Here is an 18,960-nt window from a genome sequence, read left to right as displayed (position 1 = left end):
CGGTTTGCGGACAGATCATGGTCAAACGACAAAATCAGGACACAGCATGACCGATCCCGAAGCAGCCAGAGCCGAAAAACTGTCGCGCGAGCTCGACTCCGCCTTCCGCAACCGGGCCGACCTCTATCGTCTCTTCCTCGACGAGCTGACCGCCGAGCTTGGCGCCGAGAAAGCCGAGGCGGTCATGATCCGCAGCATCGAGAAGCGCGGCCGGGAAGTCGCGGCTGCGGCGTTCGCCGGCTTCGGCCCCAATGATGCGGCGGCGATCGGCGAGGCATTCCTCGCCGTCAGCCCGGATGGCGGCCGCATGTATCCGACCGATGTCGAACGCGGGCCTGGCCACATCGCCTTCAAGGTGAAGCGCTGCCCGCTGAAGGATGCCTGGGTCGAGGCCGGCGTCGGCGAGGAGAAACTCGCCACGCTCTGCCGCATCGCCGGCGCCTTCGATCGCGGCCTGTTCGAGGCAACGGGCGTGCGCTTCGACAATGTCACCTGGACCCCGGGCCATGGCTCCGGCTGCTGCCATATCGCGCTGACAAACCGCGACGCTTAACCTATTCAGCTCTCGGCAAAGACGTGCAGCTCGCCGCCTGCCTCCTCGATCGCCGCGCTCATCTCGGCAGCCGGTTCGCGATCGGTGACGATATCGGAAATCTCGCTCAGCGCGCAGACGCGTTCGAGGCCGCTGCGGCCGAACTTGTCGTTGGTAACGACCAGCATCGTCGACAGCGAACGTGCCATCATCGCGCGCTTCACCGCCGCAGCGCCCGAGATCATGTCGCTCGGCCCTTCGGCGTTCAGCGCCGAGGCGCCGATGATGGCGACGTCGGCATTGTAGCGGCGCACGAACTCGACCGTGTCCTCGCCGAGCACGGCCGCCTCGCGGCTGTCATAGGTGCCGGGGCAAAGGATGACGCGGAAGCTGGAGTTGGCGCCAGCCACCGATGCGACGCCGACGGAGTTGGTGATGATCGTCAGGTCCCGGCCGTGCTGCGAAAGGCTGCGCGCGACCTCGTAGGTGGTCGATCCGCCGTCGATCATCACGATGCTGCCTTTCTCGATCAGTCCGGCCGCACCTCGCCCGACACGGGCCCGCTCCTCGACCATTGTGAGGCCGCGTTCGGCGATCACCGGTTCCGACGTCACCAGTGAAATTGTGGCGCCGCCATAGGTGCGGTTGATGAGCCCCGCATCGCCAAGCTCGATCAGGTCGCGGCGGATGGTCTCGCCGGCGACGCCGATGCGACGCGCAAGCTTCGAGATGCGGATCGAGGCCGAGCGCCGAACCTCCGACAGAATCAGCTCGTGGCGTTCTTTCTTGGTCAGCCGGCCCGGCTCGATATTCATCGCTCTTCCTTCCCGGGATTTCGTCCCTGGCGTGCAGACATAGCCACCCCAGGGATACGAAAGCCAGCCCAGGATCTGTCGAGATTCAAGTCAGGCCGAGCCGAAAGTGGTGGCTTCCGAGAACCGGCCTACGCCGTCCGTGGCCTTCGTAGAGCGAAGACGCTTGTGAGGGCTTCGGCCCGGCGAAGGCCGGAGCGGAGCGTACTTGAAGTACGTGAGCACCGGAAGCGCAGGAAGCCGCCATTTGCAGGCCGGCCTCACCTGAATATCAATAGACCCTTAATGCCTTAAGCGATCGCGCATAGCATACCACAACATGCCGAGCACATAGAGCGGGCCGCGCAGCGCCGTGCCGCCTGGGAAGGGCAGCGGCGTCAGCGCCGAGAACAGGTCGAGCCGCGAGGCATCGCCCGTGATCGCTTCCGCCAAGAGCTTGCCCGACAGCGTCGACAGGATGACGCCCTTGCCGGAATAGCCATGCGCGAAATAGACCTCGCCGTAATTCCCGACATGCGGCAGGCGCGACGTGGTGATGGACACCAGACCGCCCCAAGCATGGTCGATCCGGCAGCCACGCAACTGCGGAAAGATCTTTTCCATATGCGGCCGCACGAAGCCGGCAATGTCGGCCGGCGGCGACGGCGTATAGCGCTCGCCGCCGCCGAACAGCAAGCGTCCGTCCGCCGACATGCGGTAATAGTTGACGACGAACAGCGTGTCCGAGACCGCGACATTGGCCGGGATGACATTGCGCTCGCCCAAGGGCTCGGTGGCGACGATGTAATTGCCGACCGGCATGATGCGGCTGTTGACGCGCGGCTCCAGCCCTTTCAGCAGCGCATCGCCGGCCAACACCACATGCCTGGCGCGTACCGAGCCCTTGTTGGTGAACACCCGGATGGAAGGTTCGCGCTCCAGCCGCACCGCGACCGAGTTCTCATGGATGACAACGCCGGCACTGACCGCCGCGCGGGCGAGGCCGAGCGTGTAGTTGAGCGGATGCATGTGGCCGCCGAGCCGCTCGAACACCGCGCCCTGATAGGGTGTGTCGACCATCTGCCGCGCCTCAGCCGCCGACAGGATCTCGACATCGGTGAACTTCATCACCTTGGCGAGGCATTCGGCCTCGTCCTCGAAGTCGCGCATATCCGAAGCGCTGACCGCGCCGACCAGATGGCCGGTCTGGCGCAAGTCGCATTCGATGCTGTGGCGCTCGATGATGTCGAGCACCAGCCCGCGCGCCTCGAAGGCCAGATCGAACAGCGCCTTTGCCCGTTCCGGCCCAAAGCTTCTGACCAGGCCCTTGGCATCCTTGCGCAGGCCTGGGATCATCTGGCCGCCATTGCGCCCCGAGGCGCCCCAGCCGATCTTGCCGCCTTCGAGCAGCACCACGTCAAGACCACGCTCGGCCGCATGCAGCGCCGCCGACAAACCCGTGCAGCCGCCGCCAACCACCACCAGATCGGCCTCGACATCGCCGGCAAGCGCCGGATGGTCGGGCGCCGGGTTGGCGGTGGCGACATAATAGGACTTGTCGATGTCGAGACCGGAATTGAAACCTGTCGAACGCGAAGCCATGGTCACACCTTGAGCAGAAGATGGTCGCGTTCCCAGGACGTCACGACGCTCTGGAACAGGTCGAGCTCGACGCTCTTCACGCGCAGATAGGTCTGGCAGAAATCCTCGCCGAGCAGCGCCCGCACGGGCTCGCAGGCGGCGAAACGATCAAGCGCTTCCTCCATCGTCTTCGGTAGTGTGCTCCTGCTCTTGTAGGCGTTGCCGAAGGCCTCGTCCGAGCGCGCAAGCTTCTCCTCGATGCCGAGATAGCCGGCGATCAGCGAGCCGGCCATGGCGAGATAGGGGTTGGCGTCCGCCCCCGGCAGCCGGTTCTCGATGCGGCGCGCGGCGCGCCCGCCCAACGGCACGCGCAGGCCGCAGGAGCGGTTGTCATGCGACCATTCGATATTGGCCGGCGCGCTGTGGCCGGGCCGGATGCGCCGGTAGGAATTCGCGTGCGGCGCAAACAGCGGCATGATTTCAGGGATGTATTTCTGCAGGCCGCCGATGAAGTGCGCGAACATCTCGCTGTCCTCGCCGTCGTCGCCGGCAAACAAGGGCTCGCCCTTCCTGTCGACGATCGACATGTGCAGATGCATCGCGCTGCCCGCCTGCGCGGCGATCGGCTTGGCCATGAAGGTGGCGTGCATGCCGTTGGCCTGCGCGATTTGCCGCGCCAGGCGCTTGAACAGAAGCACTTGGTCGGCAAGCGTCAGCGGATCGCCATGCAGCAGATTGATCTCGAGCTGCGCCGTGCCGGATTCATGGATCAGCGTCTCAACCGGCAAGCCGGTGACGGCGGCATGCTCATAGAGCTGGCGCGTCACCGCTTCGAACTCCTCCATCGCCTGCATGTCGTAAGGATGCTGCACACTTTCCGGCCGGCCGTTGCGTCCGATCGGCGCGGTCAAAGGCTGGTCAGGGTTGGGGTTGGGCGCCGTCAGATAAAACTCGAGCTCCGGCGCCACCACCGCCCGCCAGCCGCGCCGCTCATAAAGGTCGAGCACGGCTTTCAGCACATGGCGCGGCGAGGCCATCCACGGCCGGTCGTCCATGTGGAACGTGTCGGCGAAAACGTAGGCTTTGCCGGCGCTGCCGGGCGCAAGACACAGGCTCGAAACGTCCGGCACCATGCGCATGTCCGGATCCTGGTAGGCGAAGCCTTCGTCGATGGAGCCGGAATAGCGGCCGTCGATGGCGACCAGGAAGGCGCTGCTCGGCAGATAGAGCGCGCGGTCGTCGAGCGATTTCAGGAATTTAGCGACCGGCAGGGTCTTGCCGCGCAGCACGCCGTTGACGTCCGGCACGAAGCACTCGACCTCGTTGATCGCGTGCGTTTTCAGCCAGCTTTGCGTGTCCGCGCCGGGAAATGAGGTGTTCAGATTGTCAGGCATTGGTCATGTCCGTACGAAGGAGAGATCGCTTCGGCGGGCATGTCCGTTCCGGTAGGGCGTTATCTAAGCTGCGTTATCCGAGGACGGGCGCCCGCCTGTTGACCGGCCGAAGGCCGGGTCAGCGCGCCTTGCACCCCTTCGGTCCAGCCGTCGCGAACGACATGCGAGCCGACCTTGGTCTCCTCCGCGCGCTGCAGGTTCTCGTGGCGGCAGCAACGCATGATCAGCGGCGCCCCACCAAAGCGCGCGCCGTTGCGGCCGCAACTGGAAACGGCCGGGTGGTGGAAAGCCTTTCTACCGCTAGCATGACAAGCCTTGTCGAGAACCTGGCATGGTTTGGCCGATCGTTGCCCGCAGCGCAAGCCCGCCCATGAAACCGCTGCACATTGTTGGCCCAAACGGACGGAGGGAACGGGTTCCTGCTTGTACTGTTCCCCCATATGCGCCGCAGGCCGACAGAACGATTTCCGAAGCAACCAGGAGCGATCAGATGGAAAGCAGGAGCGATACGGGCGCATGTTTTTGCGGAGCGATTGCCGCCGAGATGCAGGGCGATCCGTTCTGGATCTGCTTCGATCATGACGACGACTGCCGCCGCGCGATTGGCAGCCCGCTGACCATCTGGGTCGGTTACCGGCCAGACCAGTTCCGCTTCACGCGCGGGCAACCCCGGAGCTTCTCGAGGACGAAAGGTGTCGTTCGCACCTTCTGCGACAAATGCGGCACCTCGATCACGTATCGCGACGAAGGGCTGAGCGACGAACTCTATGTCACGATCGGCTTCTTCGATCATCCGGAGCGGTTCAAGCCGCATGCGCATGCCTATTGGCGCCTTCGGCTGCCTTGGCTGGAATTCGCCGACGACCTGCCGCGCATCGACACCTACTCGCGGCGCCGCGATCCGACATTCGGAAATCCCAACGACCGGTAGGCGGTGTGCCACGGGCGCCTCAGCCGATGCTCTCGCCGCCATCCACCACCAGCGCCTGGCCGGTCATGAAAGACGAACGATCGGAGACGAGGAACAGGATCGCCTCCGCGATCTCCTCCGCGCTCGCCCAGCGCCCCATCGGGATCTTGGTACGGACATAGTTTTCGATCGCGTCGCGCCCGCCCATCTGGGCAATGAACGGCGCGTTGAACGGCGTGTCGACCCAGCCCGGGCAGAGCGCATTGATGCGCACATTGTGCTTGGCGTAATCGAGCGACATCTGCTTGGTCATCGCCACCACGGCATGCTTGGAGGTGGCATAGGCGATCATCTCCCGGTCGTAGAACACGCCGGAATTGGACGCCGTGTTGAGGATGACGCCGCCGCCTTGCGCGATCATCGCCGGCATGACGGTCTTGGCCGCCAGGAATTGCGCCCGCACATTGATGCGCCAAGAGGCGTCCATCCCGTCGGTGCCGACTTCGGTGAGCGCGCCGCCGATCTGGATGCCGGCATGGCTGTGCAGGATGTCGATCCGGCCATGCCTGCCGAGCGTTCCCTCGATGAGACCTTCGACGGCCGTATCGTCGCCGACATCGGTGGCGACCGCTTCGGCCCGGCCGCCAGCCCCGCGGATGTCGGAAGCGGTGGCTTCGCCGGCCGCCGGATCGCGGTCGGCAATGACCACATGCGCCCCTTCCCTGGCCATGATCATCGCGCCGGCGCGGCCGATGCCCGACCCGGCGCCCGTCACCACGGCGATGCGGTCTTTCAGGATCATGGATTGGTCTCTCAAGGCGATGGCTTTCGCCGGCCGAGCTGCCATTGCGCGAGCAGGACGAGCAGGACCGACGCGCAGAGCACGATCGTGGCGATGGCATTGATTTCCGGCGTCACGCCGCGCCGGATCGAGGCGAAGACGTAGATCGGCAGCGTCGTCTGAGCGCCGGCGACGAAGAAGGCGATGATGAAGTCGTCGAAGGAGAAGGTGAAGGCGAGCAGGAAGCCCGCGATCACCGCCGGCATGATCTGCGGCAGCACGATCGAACGGAACGTCGTCAGCGGCGTGGCGTAGAGATCGCTCGAGGCCTCGACCAGATTGCGGTCGAGGCTGCTCAGCCGCGTTCCGACGATCATCGTCACCAGCGCCATCGAGAACAGGCCGTGCGCGGCGATGATCGAGCCGTAGCCCAGCGAAAGCCGCGGCGGCTGGTCTGTCGGCCAGAGCGAAGCGAGGAACGGATTGACGACAGCGAAAAGCTGCACCAGCGCCACCAGCGTCGAGATGCCGATGACGACGCCTGGCACGACGATCGCCGCGCCCAGCAGCGCGTCGAACAGAGCCCGGGTCCGTACGCCGACTCGCTGCAGCCCGAGCGCCGCGGCGGTACCGCATAAGGCCGCGAGCAGCGCGCTCGTCGTGGCGATGAACAGGCTGTTCTTCAGCGCCTCGACCAGGAAGGGATTGGACAGCGCCTTGCCGTACCATTGCACGGAAAAGCCGGTGAACTCGCTGGCATGGTGGCCTGCGTTGAAGGAGAACAGCACGACCAGCGCGATCGGCAGATAGAGGAAGACAAAGACGGCGACGACGAAGGCGCGCATCAGATCAGGTCCACCCGGCGTGCGCCCGAGAGCCGGGTCGAGATGCGGTTGGCGACGATCAGCACCACCACCGAGACCAGCACAAGCGTGATGGCGATGGCCGATCCGAACGGCCAGTTGCGCGATTGCAGGAAGAGATCGACCAGCGCGTTGCCGATGAAGAATACTTTGCCGCCGCCGAGCAGCGTCGGGATCAGATATTCGCCGAGCAGCAGGATCATCACCAGCGAGAAGCCGGTCATGACGCCGGGCAGCGACAGTCTCAACGTCACGCCGAGGAAGGTCGACAGCGGCGTAGCGCCGAGATCGGCGGAGGCCTCCAGCAGCCGCCGGTCGAGCCGTTCCAGGCTGACATAGATCGGCAGGATCATCAGCGGCAGATAGCCGTAGACGATGCCGAGCAGCACCGCGCCCGGCGTGTTGATCAGCCTGAGGTCCTCGATGCCGACATAGGCGAGCAAAGCCGGAATGCCGCGCCCGCCAAGGATGTACATCCAGGCATAGGTGCGCATCAGAAGGCTGGTCCAGAACGGGATGACGATCAGCGCAAGCAGGATCAGCCGCCAGCGCTGCGGCGCGCGCAGCGCCAGATAATAGGCGACCGGATAGGCGACGAGCAGGCAGGCAAGCGCGCCGGCCGGCGCCAGCACCATCGTGTTCCAGAAGGCGGTCGCCCGCGCCGGCAGGTTGGCGTATTGCGCGAACGTGAGCGCGGCCTGGTAGCCGCCCTCCGGCGCCCGCTCGCCGACACTGAAGACGGCGATGGCGACGAAGGGCAACACCAGGAACACGACCAGCCACAGCGTCGCCGGGGCGAGCAGCAGCGCCGTCACGAGATTTTTACGAAAGAGGCTGCGGCGCATCGGGAAAGCCGGTTGGGAGCCGGCGGACTTTTGTCCGCCGGTCGCATTGTCTGGTTCTGGTTTGTTGCCGGTCCCGCTCAAGCCGACTTGAAGCGCGCCATCAGCTCGGCGCGGCCCGGATCGGTCAGCGTCGCGGCGGCGCCGAATTCGAGCGGTTTCAACAGGTCGGCCGCCGGATAGAGGATCGGGTTGTCGAGCACTTCCTTGGGCAGCAGCGCGTTGACGCGCGCGTCGGTCGAGGGCGCGCCATTGGCCAGATGCTCCTTCACCGCCACCTTCGGGTTCATCAGGTAATTGAGCAGCGCATAGCCGGCCGGCTTGTTCGGCGCATCCTTCGGGATGGCGTAGAAGTCGGTCCAGATCTCGCCGCCCTCCTTGCCCAGCACATAGGCGATCTCGGGAACATCGCGATGCAGCTGCGCCCCGTCATTGGTCCAGCACATCGTCATCCAGGCATCGCCGGCGCGCATTCCCGGCTGGTAGTCGCTCGACACCGCGAACAGATGCGGCTTGACCTTGAGCAGCAATTCCTCGGCCTTGGCGAGTTCGTCCTGCTTCAACGAGTTGAACGAATAGCCGTAATATTTCAGCGCATTGCCGATGGTGGTGAGCTGATAGTCATGCACCATGGCGCGGCCGTCGCCTTCCGCCATGGCCGTGTCCCAGAATTCCTTCCAGCTCGACATCGGCTTGGCGAGCTTCTTGGTGTTGACCGCAAAACCGGTCGTGCCCCAGTTCTTCGGGACCGCGTAGATCGTCCCGTCGATCGTGCCTTCCGCGGTGAAGCGCGCATCTTCCGACTTGCCGTCGAAATTGCCGAGCTTGGCCATGTCGAGCGCCTCGATAATGCCGAGCTTCTTGTAGGTCGAGATGGTGTAGTTGGTGGGCACGAACAGGCTCCAGCCCGAGCCGCCGGCCTGGAGCTTCGCCAGCATCTCCTCGTTCGAGCCGAAGACATTGACCTCGACGGCGACGCCGGTCTCGGCCTTGAAATTCTCGAAGGTCTGCGGGTCGTGGTAGTTCGGCCAGGTGGCGATCGACATGCGGTCGCCGAGGTTCTCGGCGGCGAAGGCGGGTGTCGGCATGATGCCGAGCTCACGCGCCATCACGGCGGTGGCGACACCGAGTCCGGTGAGGCCGAGAAAGTCGCGCCGGCTGATCGAGCCGCGCTTCAGACGCATCAACTGGTCGACGAATTTATCGGGGGTTATCGGCAGTCCGTCACGATAGGATTTCGGCATGTTGGTCTTCCCTCTGGTTGGTCCCGTTATTGTTGGCGTGCGGAAACGCCAGCGGCGCTCCGGCGGCAAAGCCGATGGCGACGGGTTCGCCCGGCTTGAACAGATTGCCCTGGCCGATCACGTGATCGGCCTTGGCGAGCAGCGATCCGATGCCCTGGACCTCGATCGCGTATTCGGCTGTCGAGCCCAGGAAGATGCGGTTGCGCACGATGCCTTTAAAAGCGCCGCTTCCAGGCGCCGAAAGGCTGAGCGATTCCGGCCGCAAGCTGACGGAGACGGCCTCGCCGCGGCTGAGCGGCACCCGCTTGCGCGCCGAAATCACCGTGCCGTCGGCAAGCGCGACATCGACAAGGTCACCCGAGAGCCCGGCCACCTTGCCGTTGAGAAGATTGGTCTTGCCGACGAAGTCGGCCACGAACAGGTCGGCCGGCTCGTCATAGATCTCGCTCGGCTGCCCGAGTTGGACGACGCGGCCGCCATTCATGACGCAGACGAAGTCGCTCATCGACAGCGCCTCTTCCTGGTCGTGGGTGACCAGCACGAAAGTGATGCCGATCTCGCGCTGCAGGTTCTGCAGCTCGATCTGCATGTCGGTGCGCAGCTTCTTGTCGAGCGCTGCCAGCGGCTCGTCGAGCAGCAGCACCGCGGGCTTGTTGACCAGCGCGCGGGCGAGCGCCACGCGCTGCTGCTGGCCGCCGGACAGCTCGTGGATCTTGCGGCGCCCGTAGCCGGCGAGCTGCACCATCGAAAGTGCCTCGCCTGCCCTTAAGGCGATCTCGCGCGACGACAGCCTGGGCCTGGCCTGGCGCAGCCCGTAGGAGATGTTCTCCTCGACATCGAGATGCGGGAACAGCGCGTATTGCTGGAACACCATGTTGACCGGCCGCCGGTAGGGCGGCGTACCGGCCATGTCGCGGCCGCGGATCAGCACCTGGCCCTCGCTCGGCTGCTCGAAGCCGCCGATCATGCGCAGGCACGTCGTCTTGCCGCAGCCGGAAGGCCCGAGCAGCGCGACGAAAGCCGAAGGCGGGATGGCAAGGTCGATATCGCTCACCGCGGTGATGGCGCCGTAGCGCTTGGTGACCGCGCGAAATTCGATATCGGGCACTGCAGTCAAGCCAAGGCTCCAGCGACAGCGTGAGGCAATTCCTTGACGCTAGCAGAGGCAATGCACCTGGTATATACCTCGCAGGTGGTATAGTTAGCCGATTTTATCGTTTAGAGGGGTATGAATTGGCGGCCTCCCGCAGTGACGACTACAACGCCTTGGCCGCCGTGATCGCCGCGTCGCGCGAGACCGGCGGCGATCATTTCGGCAAGGCGATCGTCGGCTGGCTCAGCGGACATGTCCGTTTCGATCACTGCGTGATCTTCGGCTATCGCGGTGCCGCACGGCCACCGCTCCTGTTCGAGACCTTCTCGCCGGCGGAGAGTCACATCTTCGTCGCGCTCTACCAGGAGGGGCCCTATTTGCTCGACCCGTTCCACCACGCCGCGGTCGAGCGCAAGGAGGGTTTCTGGCGCATGCGTGAGCTCGCGCCGGACCGCTTCTATGCCAGCGAATACTACCGCTCCTATTACAGCCAGACCAAACTTGCCGAGGAGGTCGGCTTCTTCGTGCCGCTAGCCGGCAAGGATGCGCTGGTGCTGTCGCTGATGCGGCTGCGCGCCACTGGGCCGTTCGGAACGGCGGATGCCAGGCTGCTGCGTGACATGGCGCCGGCGGTGATCGGTTTCTGCAGGCAGCACTGGCCGTCTCTACCTGCAGATGAGGTTGCGGCCCAACCCTCAGGCGATACCATCGCGATGACCAACGAGCTCGACCGCGCGCATATCTGGAAGAGCCTGTCCTTGACCTCGCGCGAAAAGCAGGTCGTCGACCTGGTGCTGCAGGGCCATTCCACGGAATCGATCGCCAGGGCGCTGCGCATCGTCCCGGGGACCGTCAAGGTCCACCGCCGCAACATCTACCGCAAGCTCAAGATCAAGTCGCAGGCGGGTCTCTTCGCGCGCTTCGTCGAGATCATCGACGCGCGGATCGGATAGCAACCCCGGCCGCCCTTGCGGCGGTTCGCCTTGAGCGTCTATCGTGCGGCCGAAACGACCGGCCAGCTATCCCGGCGGCGGATCAGGTGACGAGACAGATTTCAGGACGAGTGAAGCAGCGCATCGCCAATGGCCGACAAATCGCAATTCGGACTGACCGCTGTCGATACCGTTCCCCTGCATGAGAAAGTCTATCTGGAGCTCGTGCGGGCCTTGATGTCGGGGCAGCTCCAGCCCGGCCAGAAGCTGACCTCACGCAAGCTCGCCAAGGAGCTCGGCACCAGCGACATGCCGGTGCGCAGCGCCTTCATGCGGCTGCAGGCGCTGAGAGCGCTGAGCCCGATGCCGAACGGCAGCGTCGAGGTGCCGCTGATTTCCGCTGACCGCTTCCAGCAACTGACCGCCGTGCGCACGATCCTGGAAGGCACGGCCACCGAGCTCGCGACAAAACTCATCAACGGCAACAATCTGCGCGCGATCCGGCGCCACTGCGCCGAACTTACCGAAGCCGCCCGCGGCGGCGGAATCGAAAACTATCTGCGCAAGAACTATGACTTCAAATTCTCGATCTACCGCCATTGCGGCAACGAGCAGATGATCTTTCTGATCGAGACGGTATGGATGCAGGTCGGCCCATTCCTGCGAAATCTGCACATCGGTTTCGAGGATGACCTGGCAGGCATTCTCGGCATCGACTATCACGAGGAGGTCGTGGCGGCGATCGAGGCTCATGACGGCGAAAGGGCGCGGGCCGCGATCGTGCGCGATATCGCCGAGGGCGCGGCCCACATCCTCGGCCAGGTGAAATTTCCGGAACTGCGCCACTGACAGGCAAGCGGGCCTCCGAATCCGGCTTGGCTTTCGCGGATCGGGCCGCTATGTTGCGATCGCAGATCGCACAATTTGGACCTGAAATGCCTCCCGATATCCCGGCTAGTGACTTGAAAAAATGAAGGAAAATCGCTCGGCATCAGCCGCGTTGGCCTTCACGAACTCACAAGCCGAAAATTGGATATCGTAGCCGACAGGGCTACAGCACCCAGAAAAACAGGGGCTGGAAATTGAGCGATGCGATTGCAGACGTTTTGAAGTGGCTGGACAGCAGGAGCGACATCCAGAGCCTGCGGGCGGCGGTGTGCGACCTGAACGGAATCATGCGCGGCAAGCGCATTCCGGTCGAGCAGGCGCGCAAGGCGCTCGAAGGCAAGCTGCGCATGCCCTACTCGGCCATCGGGCTCGACATATGGGGCGAGGACATCGAAGGCAACGCCCAAGTGTTCTCGACCGGCGACGCCGACGGGCTTTGCCATTGGACGGGGCGCGGCATATTGCCGGTCAACTGGACGGCACATCCGACGGCGCTGTTGCCGGTCTGGTTGGCGGACGACAGCGGCGCGCCCTACCTTGGCGATCCGCGCCGCGCGCTGGCCCGCATCCTCGACCGGTATGCCGCGCTAGGATTGACGCCCGTCACCGCGACCGAGCTCGAATTCTACCTTGTCGACCCGACGTCGCAGCGGCCTGTCGGACCGGTCTCGCCGGTAACCGGGCGGCGTCTCGATTCCGACGCGGCGCTTTCGATCGATGAGGTCGACGACTTCGAGGCCTTCATCCACGATATCTACGAAGCCTGCCGCATGCAGGACATTCCGGTCGACACCGCGATCGCCGAGAACGGCGTCGGCCAGTTCGAGATCAACCTCAACCATGTGCCCGACGCCCTGCGCGCCGCGGACGACGCCGTGCTCTTCAAGCGCACCGTCAAGGGCATTGCCCGCAAGCATGGCTTCGCCGCCTGTTTCATGGCCAAGCCCTATGGCGAACGCGCCGGCAACGGTTTCCATGTCCATTTCAGCGTCCTCGACAGGCAAGGCCGCAACATCTTCGATGACGGCTCAGATCAGGGTTCCGACGCCATGCGCCACGCTGTCGGCGGCCTGCTTGCCGCGATGGCCCAAAGCACGCTGGTGTTCGCGCCGCATTTCAATTCCTACCGCCGGCTGCGGCCGCGATCCTATGCGCCGACCGCCGTCGCCTGGGGTTATGAAAACCGCATGGTGGCCATTCGCATTCCGGGCGGCCCGTCGGCGGCGCGCCGCATCGAGCATCGCGTCTCCGGCGCCGACGCCAATCCCTATCTGGTGCTTGCGGCGATTCTCGGCGCGGCCTTGATCGGCATCGAGCGTCAGCTCTCGCCCGGCGAGCCGACCGGCGGCGAAGGCCAGGGACTGACGCTCGCCAAGCTGCCGCCGGATTGGGCCTCGGCGATCGCTGCCTTCGAGGCGGGCCAGCGTGTCGCCGAGATCTTCCCGGACGTGCTGCGCGACGCTTTCGTCGCCTGCAAGCGCCAGGAGCTGAACACTTTCGCGCTCAACGTCAGCGACTTCGAGATCGAGACCTATCTCGAAAGTGTTTAGCCGACCTTGAGCCGGTCGCTCAGCGTGCCGCCCAGACCAGCCCTCGGCGCAGGATGGTGCGCATCTGCGGGACCTCGAACTCCGAGGCCACATGACCCAGCGAAGAATAAAACACGCGTCCCTTGCCGTACCGGCGCTTCCACACCACCGGCATCATGACACCATCGATCCACGGCGCGTGGTCGCCGGAAAAAGTCGTGGTCGCCAGCACCTCGTTGGATGGGTCGACATGCATGTAATACTGTTCGGAGCGGTAGGGGAAATCCTCGATGCCTTGCATGATCGGGTCGTCGCGCCGCGCCACGTTCACTTGATAGTCGATAATGTTGCCGGGATGCGCGACCCATTGGCCGCCGCACATGAACTGATAATTCGTTGATTCGCGAAAAGCGTCGCCCATGCCGCCATGATAGCCGCCGAGGCCGACGCCGTTTTCGACCGCCTCGGTCAGGTTCGCCTCTTCGGCCTTGGTGAGCTTGGACATGGTATAGATCGGCACGATCAGGCTGAGTTCGGCGATCGCCGGGTCGGCAAACGCCGCCGTCGTGTTTTCGACGCGCACGGCAAAGCCTTCTTCCTCGAGCATCGCCTTGACGACACGGGCGCCGGCCTCGGGCTCATGCCCCTCCCAGCCACCCCATACGATCAGCGCTTGCCGCATTTTCCTCTCCGTCAGTTTGGTTGCGTTCATTCGAGATCGCCAAGGGCGAATGCTTGCCGGAATTTCGGACGTTAATGCACGTCAGCAAAAAGCCCGAGGCGAGCCTACCTACAATGGGTTTCGCGACGACGAAACACGAGAACCTCCGAACGCGGCGCGCCTTCGCGCAAATTCGTCTTACGCGGCCTGTTGAAGCGTTACCCAAAAATATGCCGGCGGGGAGGTGACATCCCGGTCGCGGGAACCAGATTTGGTTGAGGGCCCCCGGTGCCCGAACAGATCCGTGATCGTCACGAAACGCGCAGGAACATGATCATGATGATTCTCGCCTTCGGTGCAGCGGGAAATTTTGCGGGCAGCGTCATTCCGGCCCTTGCCGCGCGGGGTGCGCGCGTGCGTGCCTTCATCCGCAAGCCTGAGCAGGCTGAACTGGTACGCGGTCACGGCGCAACCGAGGTTGCCATCGGCGATCTGCGCGATCGTGCAGCTTTGGATGCGGCGCTCAAGGATGTGGGCGCCGTCTTCTATATCGCCCCAGCGTTCATTTCCGCCGAGGCTGATGTGGGAAAGAAAGTCGTGGAGGCCGCTATCGACGCCGGTGTGCGCCGGTTTGTGTTCTCGGCCGTGATCCACCCGGTACTTTCGGACCTCGTCAATCATGTCGCCAAAGCGCCGGTCGAGGAGGCGGTTCTCAACTCCGGCCTGGAATATACGTTCCTCCATCCGGCGCGCTACTTCCAGAACTACGCGGCATTCTGGCCCAAAGTCGTGAAGGAGGGCGTGCTTGCGGAGCCCTGGTCGTCGGGGACACGCTTTTCGCTGGTCGACTATCGCGATGTCGCCGAGGTCGCCGCGATAGCCCTGACCGAAGAGCGGCTGCTTTTTGGAACGTTCGAGCTCTGCGCACCGGGGCAACTTAACCGCCTCGACGTCGCTGCGCTGATGAGCGATGTGCTGGGCCATGAAATCAGTGAGCGCCGCGATCCCGATGTGCTCGGCGATGTTCCTCCCGGCTTGCGGGCGATGTTCGATCACTACGATCGCCACGGCCTGCTCGGCAACCCACTGACGCTAAATGCGATCTTGGGCCGGGAGCCGCGGTCGCTGCGTGCATATTTGGAGGAATTGGCGCAAGGCGATCCCGCCCGATCTGGCGAGCAAGGATGAACAGCCCGGCCCCCATGCCACCACCAGCCGAAATTTCCCTGAATTCCAGCTGAAGCCGAGGTCGATCCGGCCAGCGGTCCCGCACGACTCAGGTCTTTGCGCGTCCGGCTTGCCGATCCGCAAGCTGCCGGTCGCTACAAAGTCTCAGCGCCGCCGGTGAGCCGTTCAGGCGGCGTCTTCCCGCAATATTCGAGTGCTTCCCATCCCATTCACGATGCGTTCAGGACTTCAGGCGAGTTGAGCGAGGATATTGTCGACGACGCTTGGGACCGTACCCGCCGTGTCGATATCGATGCCAACGGGAAGATATTCCCGGGTATGATGGTAGCGCAGTACCAGCCGCCGCTCGGCCGGATCGAAACCTGGCTCATTCGGTCGCCCATCTAATCGTCGGTTCAACGTCTCAACGTCTACGTCGAGCACAAAGACCTTGTCGAATAAGTCCTGGAATTTATGGAAATTGCGCGAGCCGCCACAGAAGAAAGTGGCAGGATGGCTAGTGTCGGAAGCAATGGCCCGGACCTTGTCGACGGGCCAAATCCAGTGCGCGTATTCCCAAACGATGCGATCCGCGCCTTCGGGTGGTCCTGGCAGTGCCTTGCCTGTTTCGGGGTCGCCGACATAGGCCAAGACCCGGTCACCATGGATGACATGGTAACCCCGCCGCTCCAGTTCGGTAGCGACAGACGTCTTTCCAGTGCCGGAACCGCCTTCGATCAGGTAGTTCTTGATTCCCATAGGCGCCGTTTATCATGTCATTCAATTCGAGAGAACTCTGCCTGAGGACGCTCAACCGACCGCTTCACCTGATCAGGGCAGCAATCGGTTTTTCGGATTAGCGGCGAATCTGGCTGATACGCGCCACCATGCCGACCGTAGAGCCCGCGGTGGCGGGAGAAACTTCCATTGCTCGTCCATGGAAAAGGCGATCATAGATTAGGACGGATACGACAACGGGGAGCGGAACATCGGTTCGCCTGGGTCGCTTGCCGATCGGATTGCGAAGAGCAGCGCACATACCAAAACGGCCCGCGTGGATGCGGGCCGTTTTTGGATTTGGTTGCGGGGACAGGATTTGAACCTGTGACCTTCAGGTTATGAGCCTGACGAGCTACCGGGCTGCTCCACCCCGCGTCAACTACGAGCAAGCGTTTGCTTGCGACTACGAGCAAGCGTTTGCTTGCGTCCTTTGAGGTAAGTGCGACCTTACCGGATTCAAGAGGGTGCCAAATGAAAGGGCCGCTCGCGCGGCCCAGGCTCCCGTTTGGCGGGCCTTAAGATCGTAGAGAGAAGATTTGGTCTCCGTCCGGATCGATCCGGATGTGAGGTGAACGTGCGCTTGGCAGACCTGGCAGCGACCTACTCTCCCGCGTCTTGAGACGAAGTACCATCAGCGCTGGAGCGTTTCACGGCCGAGTTCGGAATGGGATCGGGTGCAGCCGCTCCGCCATAACCACCAGGTCGGCAAAACGCACGTTCAAATCGAGAAGCTGTTTGAGCGAATAGCCAATAGTGAGTAGCGAATAGGGAGCCCTATTTGCTGCTTTCTCTAAGCTGTTCGCTGGTCTTTGTTGTGCCTTTGACGTTCTTTCAGCCTGGCGCCCTTCGAAGCGAAGCTTCGCAAGGTCGACCGACCGTCGGCGCCGATGCGCCGCACCCACGTAGCGCCGCCCCGCAGGGCGGAACAAGCGTGAGTGAGAACAAGATGGATATAAGTAATGAGAACGATCAAGCCTATCGAACTATTAGTACCGGTAAGCTTCAAGCGTTGCCGCTCTTCCACACCCGGCCTATCAACGTGGTCGTCTTCCACGGTTCTCAGGGAATACTCGTTTCAAGGTGGGTTTCCCGCTTAGATGCCTTCAGCGGTTATCCCGTCCGGATATAGCTACCCTGCGATGCGGCTGGCGCCACAACAGGTCCACCAGAGATCCGTCCATCCCGGTCCTCTCGTACTAGGGACAGATCCTTTCAATATTCCTACACCCACGGCAGATAGGGACCGAACTGTCTCACGACGTTCTGAACCCAACTCACGTACCGCTTTAAATGGCGAACAGCCATACCCTTGGGACCTGCTCCAGCCCCAGGATGCGATGAGTCGACATCGAGGTGCCAAACAACCCCGTCGATATGGACTCTTGGGGGTCATCAGCCTGTTATCCCCGGCGTACCTTTTATCCGTTGAGCGATGGCCCTTCCACGCGGGACCACCGGATCACTATGACCGACTTTCGTCTCTGCTCGACTTGTCAGTCTCGCAGTCAGGCAGGCTTATGCCATTGCACTCAGCGAACGATTTCCGACCGTTCTGAGCCCACCATCGCGCGCCTCCGTTACTCTTTAGGAGGCGACCGCCCCAGTCAAACTACCCACCATACATTGTCCCGGACCCGGATAACGGGCCGCGGTTAGACATCCATAGTAATAAGGGTGGTATTTCAAGGGTGGCTCCACCTGAGCTGGCGCCCAGGTTTCAAAGCCTACCACCTATCCTACACATGCCACTACGAATGCCAATGTAAAGCTATAGTAAAGGTGCACGGGGTCTTTCCGTCTAACCGCAGGAACCCCGCATCTTCACGGGGAATTCAATTTCACTGAGTCTATGCTGGAGACAGCGGGGAAGTCGTTACGCCATTCGTGCAGGTCGGAACTTACCCGACAAGGAATTTCGCTACCTTAGGACCGTTATAGTTACGGCCGCCGTTTACTGGGGCTTCGATTCAGAGCTTGCACCCCTCCTCTTAACCTTCCAGCACCGGGCAGGCGTCAGACCCTATACGTCGCCTTGCGGCTTCGCAGAGCCCTGTGTTTTTGATAAACAGTCGCTACCCCCTGGTCTGTGCCACCCTCCTCTGCTTGCGCAGAAAAGGGTCACGCTTCTTCCGAAGTTACGCGTGCAATTTGCCGAGTTCCTTCAGCATAGTTCTCTCAAGCGCCTTGGTATACTCTACCTGACCACCAGTGTCGGTTTCGGGTACGGTCTATAAGGAGGAGCTATTTCCTGGAACCACTCCGCTGCCCTTTCAATCCGATAAGATTGGACAACTTGTGTGATCCGTCACTACCTCCAGGCCCACGAATATTAACGTGGTTCCCATCGACTACGCGTTTCCGCCTCGTCTTAGGGGCCGGCTAACCCTGCTCAGATTAACTTTAAGCAGGAACCCTTGGTCTTTCGGCGGGGGAGTCTCTCACTCCCCTTACGTTACTCATGTCAGCATTCGCACTTCTGATACCTCCACCGCCCCTCACGGGTACGGCTTCATCAGCTTACAGAACGCTCCGCTACCGCTCGTGATTGCTCACGAACCCTAAGCTTCGGTGTATGGCTTTAGCCCCGTTACATTTTCGGCGCAAAGACCCTTATTTAGACCAGTGAGCTGTTACGCTTTCTTTAAATGATGGCTGCTTCTAAGCCAACATCCTGGTTGTTTTGGGATCCTCACATCCTTTCCCACTTAGCCATAACTTGGGGACCTTAGCTGTAGGTCAGGGTTGTTTCCCTTTTCACGACGGACGTTAGCACCCGCCGTGTGTCTGCCGACTAGTACTCCCAGGTATTCGGAGTTTGGTTAGGTTTGGTAATCCGGTGAGGACCCCTAGCCCATCCAGTGCTCTACCCCCTGGGGTATTCGGTCGACGCTCTACCTAAATAGATTTCGCGGAGAACCAGCTATTTCCGAGTTTGATTGGCCTTTCACCCCTAGCCACAAGTCATCCCGAAC

General features: G+C 62.7%; 16 protein-coding genes, 1 tRNA gene and 2 rRNA genes (1 of these 19 cut by a window edge). 6 read left to right on the top strand and 13 right to left on the bottom strand.

The window, feature by feature from the left end; genetic code table 11:
* Window positions 1-46 precede the first annotated feature (46 nt).
* Window positions 47-553: an L-2-amino-thiazoline-4-carboxylic acid hydrolase gene (locus FJ425_RS27505; protein ID WP_140727365.1), complete on the top strand. Its 507-nt coding sequence runs from the start codon at window positions 47-49 to the stop codon at window positions 551-553.
* A gap of 5 nt (window positions 554-558) precedes the next feature.
* On the opposite strand, the gene FJ425_RS27500 is transcribed toward FJ425_RS27505, so the two are convergent.
* From FJ425_RS27500 to FJ425_RS27490, 3 genes are all read right to left on the bottom strand, one after another.
* Window positions 559-1,347: a DeoR/GlpR family DNA-binding transcription regulator gene (locus FJ425_RS27500; RefSeq protein ID WP_246678035.1), complete on the bottom strand. Its 789-nt coding sequence runs from the start codon at window positions 1,345-1,347 to the stop codon at window positions 559-561.
* 279 nt (window positions 1,348-1,626) lie between these two features.
* A complete protein-coding gene (locus FJ425_RS27495) occupies window positions 1,627-2,925 on the bottom strand; it encodes an FAD-binding oxidoreductase (protein ID WP_140727363.1) in 1,299 nt (432 codons plus the stop codon).
* Window positions 2,926-2,927: 2 nt separating this feature from the next.
* Window positions 2,928-4,298: a glutamine synthetase family protein gene (locus FJ425_RS27490; RefSeq protein ID WP_140727361.1), complete on the bottom strand. Its 1,371-nt coding sequence runs from the start codon at window positions 4,296-4,298 to the stop codon at window positions 2,928-2,930.
* 490 nt (window positions 4,299-4,788) lie between these two features.
* On the opposite strand from FJ425_RS27490, the gene FJ425_RS27485 reads away from it, so the two are divergent.
* Window positions 4,789-5,229, top strand: coding sequence for a GFA family protein (locus FJ425_RS27485; protein ID WP_140727359.1), 441 nt, complete (start codon window positions 4,789-4,791; stop codon window positions 5,227-5,229).
* A 19-nt stretch (window positions 5,230-5,248) separates the two neighbouring features.
* On the opposite strand, the gene FJ425_RS27480 is transcribed toward FJ425_RS27485, so the two are convergent.
* From FJ425_RS27480 to FJ425_RS27460, 5 genes are all read right to left on the bottom strand, one after another.
* Window positions 5,249-6,010: a glucose 1-dehydrogenase gene (locus FJ425_RS27480; RefSeq protein WP_140727357.1), complete on the bottom strand. Its 762-nt coding sequence runs from the start codon at window positions 6,008-6,010 to the stop codon at window positions 5,249-5,251.
* A gap of 11 nt (window positions 6,011-6,021) precedes the next feature.
* Window positions 6,022-6,834, bottom strand: coding sequence for an ABC transporter permease (locus tag FJ425_RS27475; protein ID WP_140545823.1), 813 nt, complete (start codon window positions 6,832-6,834; stop codon window positions 6,022-6,024).
* The gene (locus tag FJ425_RS27470) at window positions 6,834-7,697 is read right to left on the bottom strand and encodes an ABC transporter permease (RefSeq protein WP_140545822.1); all 864 of its coding nucleotides are present in this window, start codon (window positions 7,695-7,697) and stop codon (window positions 6,834-6,836) included. The genes FJ425_RS27475 and FJ425_RS27470 overlap by 1 nt, the downstream gene beginning before the upstream one ends.
* A 77-nt stretch (window positions 7,698-7,774) precedes the next feature.
* Window positions 7,775-8,938, bottom strand: a complete 1,164-nt coding sequence (locus tag FJ425_RS27465) for a spermidine/putrescine ABC transporter substrate-binding protein (protein WP_140727355.1) — start codon at window positions 8,936-8,938, stop codon at window positions 7,775-7,777.
* Complete coding sequence (locus FJ425_RS27460) at window positions 8,919-10,055, bottom strand: ABC transporter ATP-binding protein (protein ID WP_140727353.1); 1,137 nt, start codon at window positions 10,053-10,055, stop codon at window positions 8,919-8,921. The genes FJ425_RS27465 and FJ425_RS27460 overlap by 20 nt, the downstream gene beginning before the upstream one ends.
* 116 nt (window positions 10,056-10,171) lie before the next feature.
* On the opposite strand from FJ425_RS27460, the gene FJ425_RS27455 reads away from it, so the two are divergent.
* The 3 genes from FJ425_RS27455 to FJ425_RS27445 all read left to right on the top strand — a co-directional run bounded on the left by FJ425_RS27455 (window position 10,172) and on the right by FJ425_RS27445 (window position 13,401).
* On the top strand, window positions 10,172-10,984 hold the full coding sequence (locus tag FJ425_RS27455; protein WP_140727352.1) for a helix-turn-helix transcriptional regulator: 813 nt from the start codon (window positions 10,172-10,174) through the stop codon (window positions 10,982-10,984).
* 129 nt (window positions 10,985-11,113) lie between these two features.
* Window positions 11,114-11,812, top strand: coding sequence for a GntR family transcriptional regulator (locus FJ425_RS27450; protein WP_140545818.1), 699 nt, complete (start codon window positions 11,114-11,116; stop codon window positions 11,810-11,812).
* 233 nt (window positions 11,813-12,045) lie between these two features.
* Complete coding sequence (locus FJ425_RS27445; RefSeq protein WP_140727350.1) at window positions 12,046-13,401, top strand: glutamine synthetase family protein; 1,356 nt, start codon at window positions 12,046-12,048, stop codon at window positions 13,399-13,401.
* Window positions 13,402-13,420: 19 nt separating this feature from the next.
* Here FJ425_RS27445 and FJ425_RS27440 read toward each other — a convergent pair whose 3' ends face one another.
* The gene (locus tag FJ425_RS27440) at window positions 13,421-14,062 is read right to left on the bottom strand and encodes a ThuA domain-containing protein (RefSeq protein ID WP_140635637.1); all 642 of its coding nucleotides are present in this window, start codon (window positions 14,060-14,062) and stop codon (window positions 13,421-13,423) included.
* A 315-nt stretch (window positions 14,063-14,377) separates the two neighbouring features.
* On the opposite strand from FJ425_RS27440, the gene FJ425_RS27435 reads away from it, so the two are divergent.
* Complete coding sequence (locus FJ425_RS27435) at window positions 14,378-15,229, top strand: NmrA family NAD(P)-binding protein (protein ID WP_140635492.1); 852 nt, start codon at window positions 14,378-14,380, stop codon at window positions 15,227-15,229.
* Between the two features lie 228 nt (window positions 15,230-15,457).
* On the opposite strand, the gene FJ425_RS27430 is transcribed toward FJ425_RS27435, so the two are convergent.
* The 4 genes from FJ425_RS27430 to FJ425_RS27415 form a co-directional block, all read right to left on the bottom strand.
* Entirely contained in the window at window positions 15,458-15,967 is a 510-nt protein-coding gene (locus tag FJ425_RS27430) for an AAA family ATPase (protein ID WP_140545815.1), read from the bottom strand.
* Window positions 15,968-16,286: 319 nt separating this feature from the next.
* A tRNA-Met gene (locus FJ425_RS27425) sits at window positions 16,287-16,363 on the bottom strand.
* 212 nt (window positions 16,364-16,575) lie between these two features.
* A 5S ribosomal RNA gene (gene rrf / locus FJ425_RS27420) occupies window positions 16,576-16,690 on the bottom strand.
* 263 nt (window positions 16,691-16,953) lie between these two features.
* A 23S ribosomal RNA gene (locus tag FJ425_RS27415) occupies window positions 16,954-18,960 on the bottom strand; it runs 817 nt beyond the window's last position.

Origin of the sequence: Mesorhizobium sp. B2-7-2, assembly GCF_006440775.1 — a bacterium.
In the GTDB taxonomy this organism is placed as follows: Bacteria; Pseudomonadota; Alphaproteobacteria; order Rhizobiales; family Rhizobiaceae; genus Mesorhizobium.
This window is presented reverse-complemented; position numbering and strand designations above follow the sequence as displayed.